Below are 16,618 nucleotides of genomic sequence, written 5' to 3' on the forward strand. Positions count from 1 at the left end.
CCGCGCGTAACTTCCGCGGGGTTCCGCCCGATACCTGTTGAGCGAGAGGTCTTCGACTTTCAGGAGCAGGCACATGGCGGTCAACGGCTCGGGCACCCCTACGTCGTCCAATGCTGCGCAGGCGGCGGCGGAGGCGGCGCGCAAGGCGGCGGAGGCGGCGGCGAAGGCCGCGGCGGAAGCGGCCCGGAAGGCGGCGGAGGCCGCTGCGAAGGCGGCGGCCAACACCGTGCGCCCGGATGCGGGCGGGGCCTCGCGCTTCGACGCGGCGAAGGCGGATGCGCGCAAGCCCCGGCTGGATGCGGTCGCCGCGCCCGCGACGTCGCTGCTGAACGAGGACACCGGGGACGGCAGCGTCAACTGCCTGGACCGCGCGGCGGACTGGGTGGAGAAGGCGGGCCCGCAGCTGCGCGCGCGCAGTGAGCTGGTGTTCCTGGAGGACACGCGGCCCGGCGCGCAGGGGCAGGCGGGCCACGTGGTGGTGCGCCAGGGCGAGCGCGTGTTCGACCCGTCCACGAACAAGGGCTACGACTCGCTGGCGGACTACCAGCGCGCGCAGCCGCAGTACCGCGAGGTGGGCTCGCTGCCGGCGACGCAGGCCTCGCGCATCTTCTCCACGCCCCCGGGTTCGCCGGAGCGGCAGGCCGCGCTCGCGCAGGCCCGGGTGTCGCCCGCGCTGCAACAGCTGCTGGTGGCGGATGCGCCCGTGGAGGGCGCCACCGTGGCCCCGACGACGGCCAGCGGACCGCGTGAGCTCAACCCGGAGTCCGTGGCGCGGGCGGAGGCGTGCGTCGCGGAGCTGGAGCAGGCGCACTGGCTGAGCCAGCCCACCCTGGCCGCGGAGATGCTGCTGGAGCACGCGGACGACCCGGACTTCCAGGCGGCCTTCATCGGCATGCTCGCGGAGGGCGGTTCGGACGGCGTCCTGCAGAACGTGGTGACGGGCATGGAGGGGCTCTTCATCATCTCCGGCGCCGGTGAGTACCGGGGCACCGCCGAGCAGCGGCAGGCCGTGACGGACGGGCTCCAGGCCGCGCTCGACGCGGGGACGCTCACGCAGGCGGACCTCCAGGGCCTGAGCCAGGCCTCGCCGTACATCTGGGAGCCCATCCTGGCGGAGCTCAGCGTGACGGCCGCCCAGCGTCCGGAGGGCGCGGACGCCGCCATCGAGCAGGTGGAGGGCGCCACGGCCGAATACGAGGAGGCGCAGGCGGCGGCGCGCGAGCGGGATGAGTGGCTGGCCCAGCAGCTGGCGGGCCTGGGGGACACGCTCACGCCGGAGCAGAAGCAGGCGTACATCAACGCGTACCACAACGACCCTGAGAACAAGGCCATCTACGACGACCTGGATGCCAAGGCCGCGGCCCTGGCGCGGGTGGTCCAGGACAACGCCTCCGTGCTGGAGGCGGCCGCGTACGCGAACCCGGAGAAGGACGGCGCCGTCCTGCGCAAGTCGCTGGAGCTGCTCGCGGACTCCAGCCAGGCCGCGGTGGCGGTGGAGCTGGGCTCGAAGTACCTGGGGGACCCCTCGAGCCCCATGGGCCAGGTGGCGGCGGGCTGGGGCGAGGACTTCTCCAAGGCCATCCTGGAGACGGGCGTCCCCAACGCGGCCTCGCAGCTGCTCGCGGAAGGGGACCCGGAGGCGGCGCTCGCGAAGCTGGAGGGGATGCTCGAGCCGCTGAAGAAGGCGGGCGCGGCGGGCATCGCGGCGTACTCGGACATCAAGGACGGCCTGGACGCCATCCGAGAGGCCAAGGCGGGCAACTTCGACCGGCTCACGCAGCTGGCGAACAAGTGGGATTCGGCCAGCCCGCTGCTCAAGGGCCTGACGGTGGCGGGCTTCGCCTTCGGCGCGGTGGGCGCCGTCTCCGCGGGCAGGGAGGGCGACTACGCGGCGATGGTGAAGGGCATCGCCAGCGCGGGGGAGAGCGGCGCGAAGCTGACCGCCAGCATCCTGCAGTCCATGGCCTCCGCGGGCGACGTGGCCCGGGGCGCCTCCTTCGCGGCGAAGCTCGCGCCCGCGCTGGGGCTGGTGGCCAACGCGGTCTCCGCCGGCATCCACCTCAACCAGTTCGCGCAGGACCACAACCCGGGCTACCTGCTGGCCGCGTTCGGAGACGTGGTGGGCGTGCTGGGCTCCGCGCTGGAGCTCACCCCGGCGGCGCCCGCGGGCCTGCTGCTCAGCGGCATTGGCGCGGCCATCACCGCCATTGGCGAGCTGTGGGCGGGCGTCGTGGAGTCCGGCAGGATGGACGACGAGCAGAAGCGCTACCTGGAGGAGATTGGCGTGGACCCCGCGCTCAGCGAGACGCTGCGCGACGCGGACTTCGAGCGCATCCAGGAGCTGACCCAGGAGCTGGGCATCCCGCCGGAGGACGTGCAGCGGCTGGCCCAGCAGTACCCGTGGCTCCTGACGGATGGCAGCGGCAACGGGCTGAACCTGGACGCGACGGTGAAGCTGTTCCAGGCCTACGGCATCCAGGGCCACGAGGCCTATGAGCTGCTGTCCACGATGGGCGACGGCACCGAGGATCCAGCCCACACGACCTACGTCGTGTTGCAGAACCTGTCGCTCCAGGCGGGCGTGGCCCAGACGTCCGCGGACTTCGACCGCATCCTCAACAACCTCAAGCAGTCGATGCCGGAGTTCGCGTCCGCCTACAACGAGCTGCTGCTCGCGGGCGAGGCGCACCGGGGCAACTAGGCCGGAGTCTCAATCCACCCGGAAGGAGGGGGCGGCCGTCGGAAGTCAGACGGACCCGCCATGATTCGGGCCCATGAAGCGCGGGGGCATGGGCCCGGCGGGGGCGGAGGATCGCTGGAGGACGGGGTTGGGCTACACTGTGGGACAGGGCGTGCGCCGAGCCGTCCGTGTCTCGCCCCGGGGTCGGGTCGTCTGGGGGCGGAGGTTGCCGCATGAGTGCTTCAAACCCCCTCTTCGGTGACCTGCTGCTCAAGCTGGGCGTGGTTTCACCGGGGCAGGTGCAGGAGGCGCTCGCGTTGCAGGCCCTCACCGGGCAGCGCGTGGGCGAGGCCCTCATCTCCCTGGGCTACGTGTCGCGCGAGCAGATTCAAGACGCGTTGGGGGAGGCGTTGGGATTGAACCAGGAGAAGGGGCCCGCGCAGCCGCCGCTGGGCGAGCTGTTGGTGGGGCTCAAGTACGTGACGCTCGCGCAGCTGGGCGAATCGCTGACGCGGCAGCGCCGGGACGGGCGGCGGCTGGGGGAGATCCTCGTCGAGCAGGGCCACTGCACGTACAAGCAGATCTACGAAGCGCTGGGCCTGCAGAACCGCATCGCCGGACGGCAGGACCTGCCCCGGCCCGCCATGGAGGGTCGCCGCCGCGTGGTGGTGGTGGACGACAGCCCGCTCGCGTGCGCGTTCGTGCAGGAGGGGCTGGTGGCGCTGGGCTATGAGGTCCTGTGCTTCCAGGACCCATACGAGGCGCTGGAGGGCATGAGCCGGCTGCAACCGGCCATCGTGCTGAGCGACCTGGAGATGCCGGGGCTGGACGGCGTGGAGCTGTGCCGGCGGCTGAAGGAGGGCCCGCGCAGCGCCATCCCCATCATCGTGCTCACCGCGAACGACCGGGAGGCGGAGCGCGTGCGGGGCCTGCGCGCGGGCGCGGACGACTATGTGAACAAGTCCGCGTCCATGGACGAGCTGGCGGCGCGGATCGAGAGCGTGGTGCGCCGCACGGGCGAGACGGAGCGCATGCGCAAGCTGTTCGCGCGCTACACGTCCGACGCGGTGGTGGAAGAGATTCTGAAGAGCGCGGACGCGGCGGTGCTGGCCGGTGAGAAGCGCGAGGTGACGGTGCTGTTCGCGGACATCCGCAACTTCACGGGCCTGGCGGAGAGCCTCCCGCCCGAGCAGGTGGTGGCGGTGCTCAACCAGGTGCTGGGCCGGCTGTCGGACGCGGTGCTCACCTGCGGCGGCACGCTGGACAAGTTCCTGGGCGACGGGCTGATGGCGGTGTTCGGCGCGCCGGTGGGGCGCTCGGACGACGCGCTCCGGGGCCTCCAGTGCGCGAAGATGATGATGGAAGCCTTCGTGGAGCTGCGCGCGGTGGCGGAGTCCGAATGGGTGGCCCACGGCCGCGAGGGCCGGCCCCTGGTGCTGGAGCTGGGCGTGGGGCTGAACTCGGGCGTGGTGGTGTCCGGCAACATCGGCAGCGCGCTCAGGGCCGAGTACACCTGCATTGGCGACGCGGTGAACGTGGCCGCGCGGCTGTGCGCGCTGGCCGGGCCGGGGGAGATCCTGGTGGGCGAGCGCACGCGCGAGCTGGTGAACGCGAACGAGACGGCCTTCGAGGACCTGCCCCCGGTGCGCCTGAAGGGCAAGCAGCAGCCGGTGCCGCTGTACCGGGCCCTCTGAGGCCGCGTCCCCCGGATGAAGTCGCTTCATGACCGGAGCTGCCGGGAGCGGTAGGGTGGGCGGGCCATGTCCGCCGCCCCGTCCCACGCCTCCGACGCCCCCGAGAAGTCCCGCCGTTCGCCGCTGCCGTGGGTGGCCGTGGCGTTCGCGCTGGGGCTCGTCGTGGCGGTGGTGCTCACCGCCTTCCACCGCCGCGACGACGAGCAGGCCCACCGCATCCACGCCGACTTCGCCACCCTCCTGGACGCGCTGGAGCGCTACCGGGGGGAGCACCAGGGCCGGCTGCCGGAGGAGGGCAACCTGGAGGAGATGCTGGTGCCCAGGTACCTGCCCGTCGTGCCGCTGGACCCGTGGGGGCGGCCGTACCAGTACGCGAGCAACTCGCAGGGCGTGTTCCTGGCCACCTTCGGCCGGGAGAACGGGCGCGGCGGCGTGGGCGAGGATCAGGACCACACCAACCACGACGGGCACCAGCAGCTGCTGCGCTAGGCGGTTCATCCAGGGGGGCGCTGCCCTGGCTCCGGTGGTGCCCTGGCTCCGGTGGTGCGGACCCGGGCACGGGCCGGCGGCCTGGCCTGGAGGGCACCGCGTCCTCGCGTCCTGGAGGGCAAGCAGGCCGGCATGGCCGCCGGGTCGCCACCGGACAGGGAGCGTGCGCATCTTCCGACGGGGAAGCCCGAGCGGGCATCGCTTCCTCCCAGGGGGTCCGCCATGGCCATCATCTGCGCAACCAACCTGTCCGCCGAAGCCGCGCATGCGGCGACCGTCGCGGCGACGCTCGCCGGGCGGCTGGGGGAGCCCCTGCTCCTGCTCGGCGTGGACGACGACGTCCCGGACGCGGAGGCCCCTGACGCCCTGGCCAGCGCGGAGGCCGGCCTCGCTGCGGAGGCCGCGCGCCTTGGGGCCCTGGCCGGCACGGTGCAGCCCCGGATGCAGCGGGGCGCGTCGGTGGAGACGCTGCTGGGGGACGAGGAGTGCCGGAGCGCCCGGCTGGTGGTGGTGGCCGCGGGGGGCTGGCGCACGTCGGCCTGGCGCAAGACGTCCCTGGCGGAGCGGCTGGCCCGTCACGGCTGCGCCCCGGTGCTGGTGGTGCGACAGGACACGGCGCTCCTGGACTGGGCCCGGGGCCGGCGCCGGCTGTCCGTGATGGTGGGGGTGGACCCCCGCTCCTCCACGTCCGACGCGGCGCTCACCTTCCTGCGCGAGCTGCGGCGGATGGGCGGGTGCGACGTGCTGGCCACCTACGTGTGTTCGCCCGCGGAGGAGCGCCAGCGGCTGGGCATCCACACGCCGGTGCACGTGGAGCTGCTGGGGCCCCAGCAGCGCGACATCGAAGCCCTGGACCCCGTGGTGGAGCGGGTGCTGCAACGCGAGGTGCGCGAGCGCGTGGGGGACCTGGAGGGCGAGGGCCGCGTGGAGGTGGTGCTGGAGCCCGGCTACGGCCGCCCGGCGGACCACCTGCTGCACGTGGCCCACGCGCAGCGCGTGGACCTGACGGTGGTGGGCATGCACCTGCGCGGCGGCGTGCAGCGGCTGTGGCACGGCTCGGTGTCGGAGGGCGTGCTGCGCCACGCGGAGCGGTCGGTGGCGTGCGTGCCGCCCACGCTGAGGGAGCCGCGCCGCCTGCCCCCGCCCCGCAGCGCGCTGGTGCCGGTGGACTTCACCCTCGCCTCCGTGCAGGCCATCGCGCAGGCGTGCACGCTGGTGGGCCCGGGCGGGCGCGTGCACCTGCTGCACGTGCACCGCCTGCGGGGCCGGGAGCGGGGCCCCCGGGACTTCCACGGCGTGCTCCCGGAGCCCGCGGCGGAGCGGGACACGGTGCTCGCGAGGCTCTGGGAGCAGGTGCCCCGGGACGCCGTCGCCCTGTCCGTGCACTGGAGCGTGGAGGGCGTCAGCGGGGACGACGTGGCGCTCGCCATCTGCCAGGCCACGGAGCGCGAGGGCGTGGACCTGGTGTGCGTGGGCACGTCGGAGCGCCCGGAGGTCGTCCCGGACGCGCTGGCGGGCGCGGTGGCCCGCGAGCTGGTGGTGCGCTGCCGCCGCCCCGTGATGGTGGTGCCCGGCGCCTGAAACAAGGACGTACGTCGTACGGCGATGACGCGGAGGATGCCGCGCGGTCCCCTTGTCCGATGAACGGATGTCCAGGTTTCCGCCCGCCGTGAGACGGGTCCCTGCTCATTTCCCTCAAGTAAGGGATTGAACAGGCGACCCATCAGGGCGTTAGACTTTAGGAGGACCCGTTTTCCCAGAAGGGTAGGGCATCCGTGGCTCTCCGAGGCTATCGAGAAGAAGACCTCGTCTCCAACCGTGCATCGCTGCTCATCCATGGAGGGACCGAGGACGAGCGCAGGGCCTGGGCGGAGGAAGCCGCGCTCCACTTCGGCGTTCCGCTGACGGAGGTGCGCCAGGCCGCGGAGCTCGCGGGGGCGCTCCGGCAACCCAACGGCGTGCTGTTCATCGCGGACGTGGCGAAGCTGCCGCTGGACGCCCAGGGGCTCATCCTGCGCTGCCTGCAGATGCAGGAGGAGCGGCCCAAGGTGGTGGTGGGCGTGTCGGGCACGGCGAGCGCGGCCCTGGGGCGCGGCACGCTGCGCGAGGACCTGCACTACCGGCTGAACCAGGCGCAGGTGGACCTCCAGACGGACGGCCTGAGGGAGCTCCTCAAGCGGCGCTGGGCGCAGCAGGCGGAGCAGCTGGCCGAGCGCAACGCGGCGCTGAAGGCCGCCGAGGAGAAGGAGCGCGCCGCGGCCGTGGCCCGGCGTCCCGGCTCCGTCACCCGCACCGTCCCCAAGCGCAAGGCGCCGCCGCCCGTGCGCAAGAGCGCGACCCGCAACGCGGTCCGCTGAGCTTCCGGGCCGGACCTCGCGGACCCGGAGGCAGTCCCCGGCTCCGGTCCCCGAGTCCGGCTCCCGCGCGCGGAACCTCCTGCCCCGCATCGTTCAGGGGCAGGGCCTCGCGCGGGGGGCCTGCCGCTACTTGCGGCGCGCCGTCTTCGCGGCCTTCCGGGCCGGTCCAGCGGACTTCTTCGCCGCCGTGGCCTTGCTGGCGGTGCGGCGCTTCGCCGCGGCGGGCGCCGCCACGACCTTGCTGCCCGTCTTGCGAACCACCGCCTTGCGCGCGGGAGCCGCGGCCTTGCGAGCGGGGGCCGCGGCCTTGCGAGCGGGCGCCGCCGCCTTGCGAGCAGGGCTCACCGCCTTGGGCATGGCGGGGGTGGCCTTCGCCACCTCCAGCTTGCGGACCGTGGTGGCGTTGCGGCGCGAAGCGGGGGCGGCCTTCTTCCTGCCCAGCTTCGCCTGGAGCGAGTCCACCGTGCGGACCGTCGCCGAGGCCGTCCCGAGCGCCGTCTCCACCAGCGCCCGCGCCCCTCGCGTGCCCACCCGGGTCACCGCGCGCTTCACCTGCTCCACCAACCCACGCTTCGACGTCGCCATCCGCAGCCTCTTTTCATCTGGAAAGGGCCTGTCCGTCGAGGCCCAAGGTGGTCACGGCCCCCGGCTGGAGCAGCGGCCAGGCTCGTGGGAACCCCGGCAGGATGGGCTTGTCACAGGGGGAGGGGCACGTCCAGGGGCAGGGAATGGGTAGTACTGGAAAGATGGGCTAGAGTCGCGCGGTCCTCATCTCCCCTCCACTTCGGAGCGAAATCACATGTCCCAGCAAAGCCCTGGCAAGAAGCGTGGTCTGTCCCGTCCCGTGGAAGTCGTCCGCGCGGAGCTGCTCAAGGATCCTGAGACGAAGCGCATCGCGGACGCGGTGGGCATGAAGCTGGAGGACTACGTCGAGCTGGTGCTCGAGTACGCCCAGGACAAGGACAAGGAGCCCATGCTCAACGTCGTGTCCGACGAGGAGCTGAAGGCCAACGGCTTCCCCGTGCACACGGTGGAAGAGGTCGGCGAGTTCCTGGTCGCCGGCGCCAAGGGAGAGCTGCCCGGTCAGGGCAACCCCTTCGCGAAGTCCGAGTTCGAGGGCTCCAAGGGGGATGCGTCCGGCAAGCCCAGCCTGAACCCCGCGGGCGAGAGCGCCAAGGCGCCCCAGGACGAGGCGAAGCGCCAGGAGCTGATGGATCAGCTCAAGAAGGGTGGCGGCGGACCGCGGGGCTGAGGCCAGCCCGCATCCGCCGTGAAATTCGATCGGAAATTCAGGAGGAAACCTTTTCCTCCTGCCTCCGAGAATCCTTTTGTAGCTTCACTTCGGCGCACACTCTCCAAACCAGACTTAAGCAGGGGGTATTACCATGGGCGGCATCGGCAAGATTGTCAGCAGCGTTGCGAAGACGGTCTCGAACATCGCCGGCGGCGTGGCGAACATCGCGGGCAAGGCGCTGAACTTCGTGCAGAACCCCATGGGCGCCATCACGGGCGGCCTGAAGGGTCTGGCGGGCGGCCTCCTGGACAAGCTCCCGTTCGGCCTGGGCAAGCTGGCGAAGCCGTTCGTCGACAAGTTCATCGACTCCGGCGCGTCGCTGCTCTCCAAGGGCCCCCTGGCCGGTCTGTCCCAGCTGACCAAGTTCGCCCCGACCGTGAAGTCCATCGCGGACATCGCGACCACCGTGAAGCAGGGCGCGGACAAGGTCGGCGCCATGGCCAGCCAGCCCGCGCAGCAGAACGTGCAGAACCTGTTCGCTCACGCCCAGGCTGCGCTGATCAACTAAGTTTCACGCTGAAGTTGGCGTGAGGCTCAGGTCCGGAGGCCGGTACTCACCGCGAGGTGGGGGCCGGCCTTTCGGCTTTGCGGGCCACGCCCCGGGCCCTGGGTGGGGCCTGCTGGCTCCGGTGGCCGCCCCTGCTCCGGGGCCCGTTGCTGGAGGCCTGGCCGGGGTCCCCGGGCTCGGGAGCCCTGGTGGCGAGGCCCTTTTCAAACAATCACAAATTGAGAGGGATTGGGGTGCGCGCGACCTCGGAGTGGCACTCCGGGTGTGGGCGCGGCCCTCCGGGCCTGCCGGTGCTTTCAGGCGTGGCGGCGGGCCTGGAGGATCTCAGCCCTCGTCGCGGGTGAGCCGCTGGGCGTCCTTTTCGAGGCGCGCGGTCGCTTCGGGATCCGCGCTGTCGTAGTAGCCGCGGATGTCGCCGGCGCCATCCACCAGGACGAAGTGGGTGCCGTGGAAGATGGAGAGCAGGTCGTCCTCGGGGGCGCCGGGCTCGCGGCCCATGCTGATCTTGAAGCCCTGGACGATGGTGTCCTTGAGCTGCGCGTAGTCGCCGGTGAGGAAGCTCCAGCGGGTGAAGTCGGCGCGGTACTTCTGGCCGTACTCGGCGAGCTTCTCCGGGGTGTCGTAGGCGGGGTCCACGGAGAAGGACACCAACTGGAGCCGGGGCCCGAGCGTCGCGGTGTTCTCCTGCAGGCGCGCCATCTTCTGGGTGAAGACGGGGCACACGGTGGGGCACCGGGTGAAGATGAAGTTGGCGACGAAGGGGCGCCCGTGGAGCTGCTTCAGGCCCCAGGGCTGCCCGTCCTGCCGCGTGAAGGTGAAGTCCGGCAGGGCGCCCAGCTTCGGCGGCGGGGGAGTGGGGCCCATGGCCAGCTCCCGGGCCGTCACCGCGACCAGTCCGAGCGACGCGACGACGACGCCCGCCCAGAGGAGGGAGCGCCGGAAGTTCCGGGGACGGGGAGCCTGGAGGGAGGAAGGCGATTCAGCGGACATGGACCGGCACGTAACGGCATCGCCGGGGAGGGCACAAGCGCCGGGCGCGTCGGGGGTAGGGGCTGGCCGCATGCGAGGCATGAGGGAGAGTGGCCGTTCAGGAGGGGGGCCCCTTCGCGACGGGGTGTGTCTTGAGGGGACCCCGGGTGCGTGCTACCCGGAAGCCCATGCGTCCCGCCTCGTCGCAGCCTGATGGTGGAAGCCTTGTGTCGGGCCAGCGGGGAGGCATCCGGTCGCTCCCGGGCTGGCTCCTCGGGGCCCTGGTGTTGCTGTGGGGGTTCGTGCCGGTGGAGGCGCTGGCCTGCCCTTCGTGTACGGCCCGGGCGCCTGAGTCCCCCGGAGGCGCGGGCGGGTTGTTGCTGGCGCTGATGCTGGTGCCCTTCGTCCTGGTGGGCGTGGGCATCTGGGCGGCCCGGCGGCTGATGCGCGAGGAGCGGGCCTCCGCCCCCGTGGAACAGGAGCACCCGTGAAGCCCGTGTCCGGACCTCCCGTGTCCGCGCTGCTCGCGTCCACCGCGCCTGCGGGGTCTGCTGAGCCCGCGATGCCCGCGCGGCCTTCGACCGCGCTCGCGCCGCCGGATGCGCAGGCCCCCCTGGCGGTGGCTCCGGCGCGGGGCGCGTGGAGCCTGTCGCTTCCGGAGAACGCGAGCGCGCACGGCGACCGCATCGACGCACTGCTGGCCTCCAGCCATCGCTTCGAGTTCGCGCTGGCGGCGGTGATGCTCGGGTGGCTGCTGGTGGCCGTGGTCCGCTTCCGGGGCGCCCGGAAGGTGGCGCCGGATGGAGGCACGCGCCGTTCACGGGCCTGGGTGCTGGGGCTGGCGCTGGGCGTGTTCGGCGTGGTGGACGGGTCGCTGTTCCTGGGCTCCGAGAGCTACCTGCGCGACGTGCTCTGGAACTTCCGCGTCCCCACCGAGGACCCCCGCACCGTGCGCATCGAAATCAACGCGCACCAGTGGTCGTGGGAGGCGCGCTACGCCGGACAGGACGGCACGTTCGGCACGAAGGACGACGTGGTGACGTGGAACGACCTGCGCGTGCCGGCCGGGGTGCCCGTCTGGGTGCAGCTCGTGTCCACGGACGTGGTGCACGGCTTCGCGCTGCCGGCCTTCCGCGTGAAGCTGGACGCGATTCCTGGCCGCGTGAACCAGACCTGGTTCCAGGCCGCGCGCGAGGGCGCCTGGGAGGTCGCCTGCTACCAGCACTGCGGCACCAGCCACTACCGCATGCGCGGGGTGCTGACGGCCCTGTCCCCGGAGGCGTACGCGGCCTGGCTGCGCGAGGCCGGCCGGCAGGCGGTGCAGGCCTACGACGCGGACGACACCGCGGCCCACTGGGGCTGGGCGTGGAGGACGCCATGAAGCCCGGCGCGCTCCTGAAGTCGCTGTGGACGACGGACCCCCAGCGCGTGGCCCGCCAGTACCTGTGGGGCGGGTTCCTGTTCCTGCTGGTGGGCGGCCTGCTGGCCATGCTCATCCGCTTCCAGTGGGCGTGGCCGGGGCAGCCGGTGCCGGGGCTCGCGTGGGCGCTGCCTGAGTCGAAGGGGGCGCTGACGCCGCCCACGTACACGGCCGTGTTCACGATGCACGGCCTGCTGATGATCTTCTTCGCGGTGACGCCGCTGCTCTTCGGGGCGCTGGGGCACCTGGTGCTGCCGCTGGCCATCGGCACTCCGCGGATGGCGTTCCCCCGGCTGTCGGCGCTCGGGTTCTGGGCGTACGCGGTGGGCGGCGCGCTGATGCTCGCGTCGTTCTGCGTGCGGCTGGGCGCGGCGAGCGCCGGGTGGACGGCCTACCCTCCGCTGTCCACGCCCGCGTTCACGCCGGGCCTGGGCCAGACGCTGGTGACGGTGGCGGTGCTGTGCGTGGGCGTGTCCGCGTTCCTGTACGGGCTCAACTTCGTCGTCACGGTGGTGCGCTGCCGCGCGCCGGGGATGACGTGGGGGCGGCTGCCGCTGACGGTGTGGGGGCTGTTCTACGGCGCGGTGCTCAACGTGCTGTTCGTGCCGGTGCTGGCGGCGGCCACCGGGCTGCTGCTGCTGGACCGGGTGGCGGGCACGCAGTTCTTCATCGCGGGCGCGGCGGCGGTGGGCGGAGGCGGTGATCCGCTGGTGTACCAGCACCTGTTCTGGCTGTTCGGCCACCCGGAGGTCTACATCCTCATCCTGCCCGCCTGGGGCATGGTGGGGGACTTCGTGGCCTTCTTCAGCCGCAAGCCCGCGCACGGCTACCGGCTGACGGCGGGGGCCATGGGCGCGGTGACGGCGCTGAGCGGCGCGGTGTACGCGCACCACCTGTTCACCAGCGGCATGGCCCCGGTGCTGGGGCGCACGTTCATGGTGCTGACGCTGCTCATCTCCCTGCCCGCGCAGGTGATGTTCCTCAACTGGCTGATGACGCTGTGGAAGGGCAGCGTGCGGCTCACGTCGCCGATGATCGCGGCGCTGGCCACGATGATCGTCTTCGGTCTGGGCGGCATCACCGGACTCGCCCTGGGCGCGGTGGCCACGGACGTGCCGCTGCACGGGACGCTGTGGGTGGTGGGCCACTTCCACCTGACCATGGGCGCGGCCAGCTTCCTCGCCGTGTTCGCGGGGCTCTACTTCTGGTTCCCCCGGATGTACGGGCGCTCGCTGCACGAGGGCCTGGCCAAGGCGCACGTCCTGTCCAGCGCGGTGCTGTTCATCGCCGTCTTCGGAGGCCAGCTGGTGGCGGGGTACGCCGGGCAGCTGCGGCGGCTCTATGACCCGTACCAGTACACGTTCCTCGCGCACCTGCTCCCGCTGAACCGGTGGACCACCTTCGCCGCGTTCCTGCTGGGCGCGGCGCAGCTGCTGTTCGTGGTGAACCTGGTGCGCACGCTCGGGTGGGGCCGCGCCGCGGAGCCCAACCCGTGGAAGGTGGGCACGCTGGAGTGGACGGACGCGGGAGCCTCGCCGGTGGTGCTGCGCGGGCCGCATGAGCTGTCGCAACCCGAAGTACAACAGCAACTGGGTCGCGACTGGATCGGTCAGGCGGAGCCGCTGCCCGTGGCCGTCCCGGTGGAGGTGGCGGACGCGCCCGAGCCCTCCGGCGTGGAAGGCGCGGGGTGACGTCAGGGGGCTCGGCGCTCCCAGACGTCCACGCCGCCAGCGTCTCCGGTGGGGAAGCGCCGGACGAAGCGCTGCTTGAACCAGGGCCGGCTCTCCGGGGTGAGCTGCCAGGTACCGCGCCAGCCGAGGACGACGAAGCGGCAGGACTCCAGCATGACGCGCAGGGCCTGCTGGGCCTCCGGCGCGGTGAAGGCCTCGGCGGTGTCGTCGAAGCGGTCGCCGGTGCTCATGGAGTCCTGGATCATCGTGGCGTAGACGTTCACCACGGGCGTGGCCCCCTGGGGGAGCCGGCCGGCCGCGAGCGCCCAGCCGGGCTCGAACGAGAACAGGCACGCGTTGGAGGGCACGTCCGTGCGCAGGTAGCGGGCGAGCGCCACGACGTCCGGGGCCTGCAGCTTCGAGCTCTGGAAGGCGTGCCACGCGCCGGGCAGGAGCGCGGCGACCATTGCGAGCCCCGCCACGGTCCGTGAGGCAACGTGGCCCCAGCGCAGGCTGAAGGCATGGAGCGCGGAGGCGCCCAGGCCCGCGAGCACGGCCTCCGACGCGGCGAGGTGCGCGTTGTACTGGTTCCAGTAGGTGCGCGACGCCAGGAACAGGGCGACGGTGAGCACGAAGCTGGTGGCGAAGAAGCGGGCGGCGGGGCGGCCCGGGGTAGGGGCGCGGAGGGCCTGGACGCAGGCGGTGCCCAGGCCCACGAGCGCGAGCACGACTCCGCCCAGGCGGCGCTCGTGGAAGATGTCGTGCAGGCGCACCCAGCGGTCCGGCTCACCGTCCGCGGGGCGCAGGGCCTGGAAGGCGATGACGTCGCGGAAGAACTCGGTAGGGGCGAGCGCGGCCAGCGGGGCCACCACGACGACGAACGTGGCGAAGGCGATGAGCGCGAGCGTGAGGGTGTCGCGCCAGGACTCCTTCCACGGTCGGGCCAGCAGCGCGGCGACGAGCCAGAGTCCGCCAGGGAGCTTCACGGACACCGCGAGGCCGACGAGCACGCCCGCGCCGATGCGCCGTGCGCGAGAGGGTGTGTCGGAGGCGAGCCAGAGGTTCGCGAAGCCCAGGCACAGGACGTTGAGCAGGGGCTCCAGGAAGGTGCCGCGCTCGACGAGGACGGCCTCCGGGTACGCCGCATAGGCGAGCGCGGCCACGCAGCCGGCGAGGGGACCCCAGGCGCGCCAGGCGACGCGGCCCGCGAGGAACACGCAGAGGGCGCCCACGGTGACAGCGAGGTAGCGGGCCACGCCATAGGCCGTGGCCGCGTCGAGTCCCAGGGTGAGCGCGGCGCCGGGCGCCCACAGCAGGAGGGCACCCGGAGGGTGGACGAAGATGAAGTCGCGGTAGGGCAGGTCCCCGCGCAGCAGGAGCGACGCGGCGGAGAAGTAGACGCCCTCGTCGTAGTCCATCGGGTAGCCGAGCGGGCCGGTGCGATGGAAGAACGCCAGCGCGCGGAGCACCCAGGCGCCGAGCGCCACGAGGACCAACGGCCAGGGGAGCCGGTCCCGCCACGAGCGCGGGGAACTGGGAAGGGACGACGTCGCGAGCGGAGTGGGGGCGGATTGCATCGGAGCGGGGCCGCGACGCTACTACCGGCCGGGCCGGTCGCACGCGGGGTTCTTGTTCCCGTGGGGCTCAGGGCGCCCCTCCGGGGGCTGCTCGCCAGAACCTGCCCGACAGTCGGACAGGTCTGCCATGCGCCACCCTCGGGGGCCTCATTCGGTGGGACCGAAAGCGAGGGAGCGCGAGCCTCGGTCACCAAGACCTCCTCGCGGTGAATCCACACCAGGCGCGGGGGCGTCGCTGGGAGCAGGGGAGCGGCCTGGTTCCCCGGTGCTTCTCTCCAGGCCCAGGCATGCGAGAGTCACCCCCGTGAGCACGGACGATTCCACCGGGGTGCTGGCCCCGGTGTCCCCCCAGCGCGCCGAGGCCAACCTGTGGTTCGGGATGGTCCTCGCGCACGCGGCGGCGGCGATGCTCTTCTGCGCGGTGGCCTTCGCCGCGGACTTCTACCGGATGCGGGGCTTCTGGCCGCCCGCGTCCGCGCTTCCGGGGCGCCTGGTCCCGGCCCTGGCGGGCGTGTCGCTCATCGTCGGAGGCGTCCTGCTGCACGTCGCGCTCCGGCGCCTCGTCAGCCCCCGGCGCGCACGCGGCTGGCTGTCCGGCGCGGTGGTGGCGGGCGCGGGGTTCCTCGCGACGCAGGCGGCGTGGCTCCATGTCCTGTGGTGGCACCGCGAGCTGCGCATCCCCGACGGCGGGGTCTTCGCCTCCGTGCTGTATGGCCTGTCCGCGGTGCAGGCCGCGCACGCGGCGGTCGTGCTCGGGGGGCTGCTGCGTGCCACCCTGCGCGCCCTGCGGGGCCTGGATGCACGCGCTGGCGCGCGGCGCGTCCTGCCCGGCTGGTGGTGCACGACGGTGATGTACGGTGTCCTCTTCGCGGTGGTGTACCTCCCATGAAGCCCACTCCCTGCTCCGCTGGAATCCCCCGGTCCTCCACGCCCCGCGTGCTCCGCCTGCTCGCCGTGCTCGCGCTGGGGGCGCTCGCCCCGGCGTGTCGCAAGGAGGCGCCGAAGTTCGAACCGCTGAAGCTCGCGGACGGCACCGTCGTTCCGGCCGCGACGCTGGCGCGCGGCTGGGACGTCTACACGCACTACTGTGCCTCCTGTCACGGCGAGAAGGGCGACGGCCAGGGGCCCGCCGGTTCGGGCATGCGTCCGGTGCCGCGCAACTTCCACCAGGGCCTGTACAAGTTCGGCGGCGTGGCGGCCGGGGAGCTGCCCACGGACGACGCGCTCAAGCGCACCCTCCGCCGCGGCCTGCACGGCACCCCGATGTTCGGGTGGGACGTGCCCCCGGCGGACGTGGACGCGGTGGTGCAGTACCTCAAGACCTTCAGTCCGCGCTGGAAGGAAGAGGCGCCGGGCGCGCCGCTCGCGATGTCGGAGGACCCGTGGAAGGGCCGCGCCGCGGAGGCCGTGGCGCGCGGCAGCACCGTCTACCACGTGGCCGGCAAGGGCAACGCGGGCTGCGCCAGTTGCCACGTCGCGTACCTGCCCCGCGCGGAGCTCGCCGCGCTCACGGAGAGCGTCACCGGTCGCAAGGTGAACCTGGCCAACGCGGATCCGTACACCGCGCTGGCAAGGGACTCGGACTACTCGCTCACCGTGGACGCGAAGGGTGAGGCCACGCAGCTCTCCAAGGTGCTGCCCCCCGACTTCCTCTTCCACCGCCTGCGCACCGTGTGGCCGCAGGGCACCCGCGTGGATGGCCAGCCGTACACCGCCGAGGCCCAGCGCGAGGACCTCTACCGCGTCATGGCCGCGGGCGTCGGTGGCGCCGCCATGCCGTCGTGGAAGGGCGCCATCCCGGAAGAGAACCTCTGGGCGCTCGCCTACTACGTGCAGAGCCTCCTCGTGATGCACGACACCGACGCGGCCCGCGACCTCCAGCAGCGCCTGCGGGAGTCGCGGATGCAGCCGTAGTGGATTGATTCAACAACCTGAAAAGGCAGTCTTCCTGGGAAACTAA

Annotated in this window: 15 protein-coding genes; 12 read left to right on the top strand and 3 right to left on the bottom strand. The window is 72.5% G+C overall.

The window, feature by feature from the left end; all coding sequences use genetic code 11:
• Positions 1-73 precede the first annotated feature (73 nt).
• The 5 genes from OV207_RS01055 to OV207_RS01075 all read left to right on the top strand — a co-directional run bounded on the left by OV207_RS01055 (position 74) and on the right by OV207_RS01075 (position 7,220).
• Entirely contained in the window at positions 74-2,701 is a 2,628-nt protein-coding gene (locus tag OV207_RS01055) for a hypothetical protein (RefSeq protein ID WP_267551816.1), read from the top strand.
• Positions 2,702-2,913: 212 nt separating this feature from the next.
• Entirely contained in the window at positions 2,914-4,374 is a 1,461-nt protein-coding gene (locus tag OV207_RS01060; protein WP_120537800.1) for an adenylate/guanylate cyclase domain-containing protein, read from the top strand.
• A 66-nt stretch (positions 4,375-4,440) separates the two neighbouring features.
• The gene (locus OV207_RS01065) at positions 4,441-4,863 is read left to right on the top strand and encodes a type II secretion system protein GspG (RefSeq protein WP_267551820.1); all 423 of its coding nucleotides are present in this window, start codon (positions 4,441-4,443) and stop codon (positions 4,861-4,863) included.
• A 222-nt stretch (positions 4,864-5,085) separates the two neighbouring features.
• Positions 5,086-6,444, top strand: a complete 1,359-nt coding sequence (locus OV207_RS01070) for a universal stress protein (protein WP_267551822.1) — start codon at positions 5,086-5,088, stop codon at positions 6,442-6,444.
• Positions 6,445-6,638: 194 nt separating this feature from the next.
• On the top strand, positions 6,639-7,220 hold the full coding sequence (locus OV207_RS01075) for a sigma 54-interacting transcriptional regulator (RefSeq protein WP_193429327.1): 582 nt from the start codon (positions 6,639-6,641) through the stop codon (positions 7,218-7,220).
• A gap of 126 nt (positions 7,221-7,346) precedes the next feature.
• Here the strand turns inward: OV207_RS01075 and OV207_RS01080 are convergent, their stop codons facing one another.
• The gene (locus OV207_RS01080; RefSeq protein ID WP_267551825.1) at positions 7,347-7,805 is read right to left on the bottom strand and encodes a hypothetical protein; all 459 of its coding nucleotides are present in this window, start codon (positions 7,803-7,805) and stop codon (positions 7,347-7,349) included.
• Positions 7,806-8,019: 214 nt separating this feature from the next.
• On the opposite strand from OV207_RS01080, the gene OV207_RS01085 reads away from it, so the two are divergent.
• Both OV207_RS01085 and OV207_RS01090 read left to right on the top strand, forming a co-directional pair.
• Complete coding sequence (locus tag OV207_RS01085; protein WP_193429325.1) at positions 8,020-8,472, top strand: hypothetical protein; 453 nt, start codon at positions 8,020-8,022, stop codon at positions 8,470-8,472.
• A 133-nt stretch (positions 8,473-8,605) separates the two neighbouring features.
• Positions 8,606-9,022, top strand: a complete 417-nt coding sequence (locus OV207_RS01090; RefSeq protein ID WP_193429324.1) for a hypothetical protein — start codon at positions 8,606-8,608, stop codon at positions 9,020-9,022.
• A 324-nt stretch (positions 9,023-9,346) separates the two neighbouring features.
• Here OV207_RS01090 and OV207_RS01095 read toward each other — a convergent pair whose 3' ends face one another.
• Entirely contained in the window at positions 9,347-10,012 is a 666-nt protein-coding gene (locus OV207_RS01095) for an SCO family protein (protein ID WP_267551828.1), read from the bottom strand.
• 206 nt (positions 10,013-10,218) lie between these two features.
• Here OV207_RS01095 and OV207_RS01100 point away from each other — a divergent pair, with 206 nt between their 5' ends.
• The 3 genes from OV207_RS01100 to OV207_RS01110 are packed head-to-tail and all read left to right on the top strand — an operon-like array spanning position 10,219 to position 13,102.
• Positions 10,219-10,482: a hypothetical protein gene (locus OV207_RS01100; RefSeq protein WP_267551829.1), complete on the top strand. Its 264-nt coding sequence runs from the start codon at positions 10,219-10,221 to the stop codon at positions 10,480-10,482.
• Complete coding sequence (locus tag OV207_RS01105; protein WP_267551831.1) at positions 10,479-11,372, top strand: cytochrome c oxidase subunit II; 894 nt, start codon at positions 10,479-10,481, stop codon at positions 11,370-11,372. The genes OV207_RS01100 and OV207_RS01105 overlap by 4 nt, the downstream gene beginning before the upstream one ends.
• The gene (locus tag OV207_RS01110) at positions 11,369-13,102 is read left to right on the top strand and encodes a cytochrome c oxidase subunit I (protein ID WP_267551833.1); all 1,734 of its coding nucleotides are present in this window, start codon (positions 11,369-11,371) and stop codon (positions 13,100-13,102) included. Before OV207_RS01105 ends, OV207_RS01110 begins: the two co-directional genes overlap by 4 nt.
• A 2-nt stretch (positions 13,103-13,104) precedes the next feature.
• On the opposite strand, the gene OV207_RS01115 is transcribed toward OV207_RS01110, so the two are convergent.
• Positions 13,105-14,568 (bottom strand): glycosyltransferase 87 family protein, encoded by a 1,464-nt coding sequence (locus tag OV207_RS01115; protein WP_267551834.1) that lies wholly within the window; start codon positions 14,566-14,568, stop codon positions 13,105-13,107.
• Between the two features lie 394 nt (positions 14,569-14,962).
• On the opposite strand from OV207_RS01115, the gene OV207_RS01120 reads away from it, so the two are divergent.
• Complete coding sequence (locus tag OV207_RS01120; RefSeq protein WP_267551835.1) at positions 14,963-15,547, top strand: hypothetical protein; 585 nt, start codon at positions 14,963-14,965, stop codon at positions 15,545-15,547.
• On the top strand, positions 15,544-16,572 hold the full coding sequence (locus OV207_RS01125) for a cytochrome c (protein ID WP_267551836.1): 1,029 nt from the start codon (positions 15,544-15,546) through the stop codon (positions 16,570-16,572). Before OV207_RS01120 ends, OV207_RS01125 begins: the two co-directional genes overlap by 4 nt.
• Positions 16,573-16,618 lie beyond the last annotated feature (46 nt).

The organism is Corallococcus sp. BB11-1 (assembly GCF_026626625.1).
Classification (GTDB): Bacteria; Myxococcota; Myxococcia; order Myxococcales; family Myxococcaceae; genus Corallococcus; species Corallococcus soli.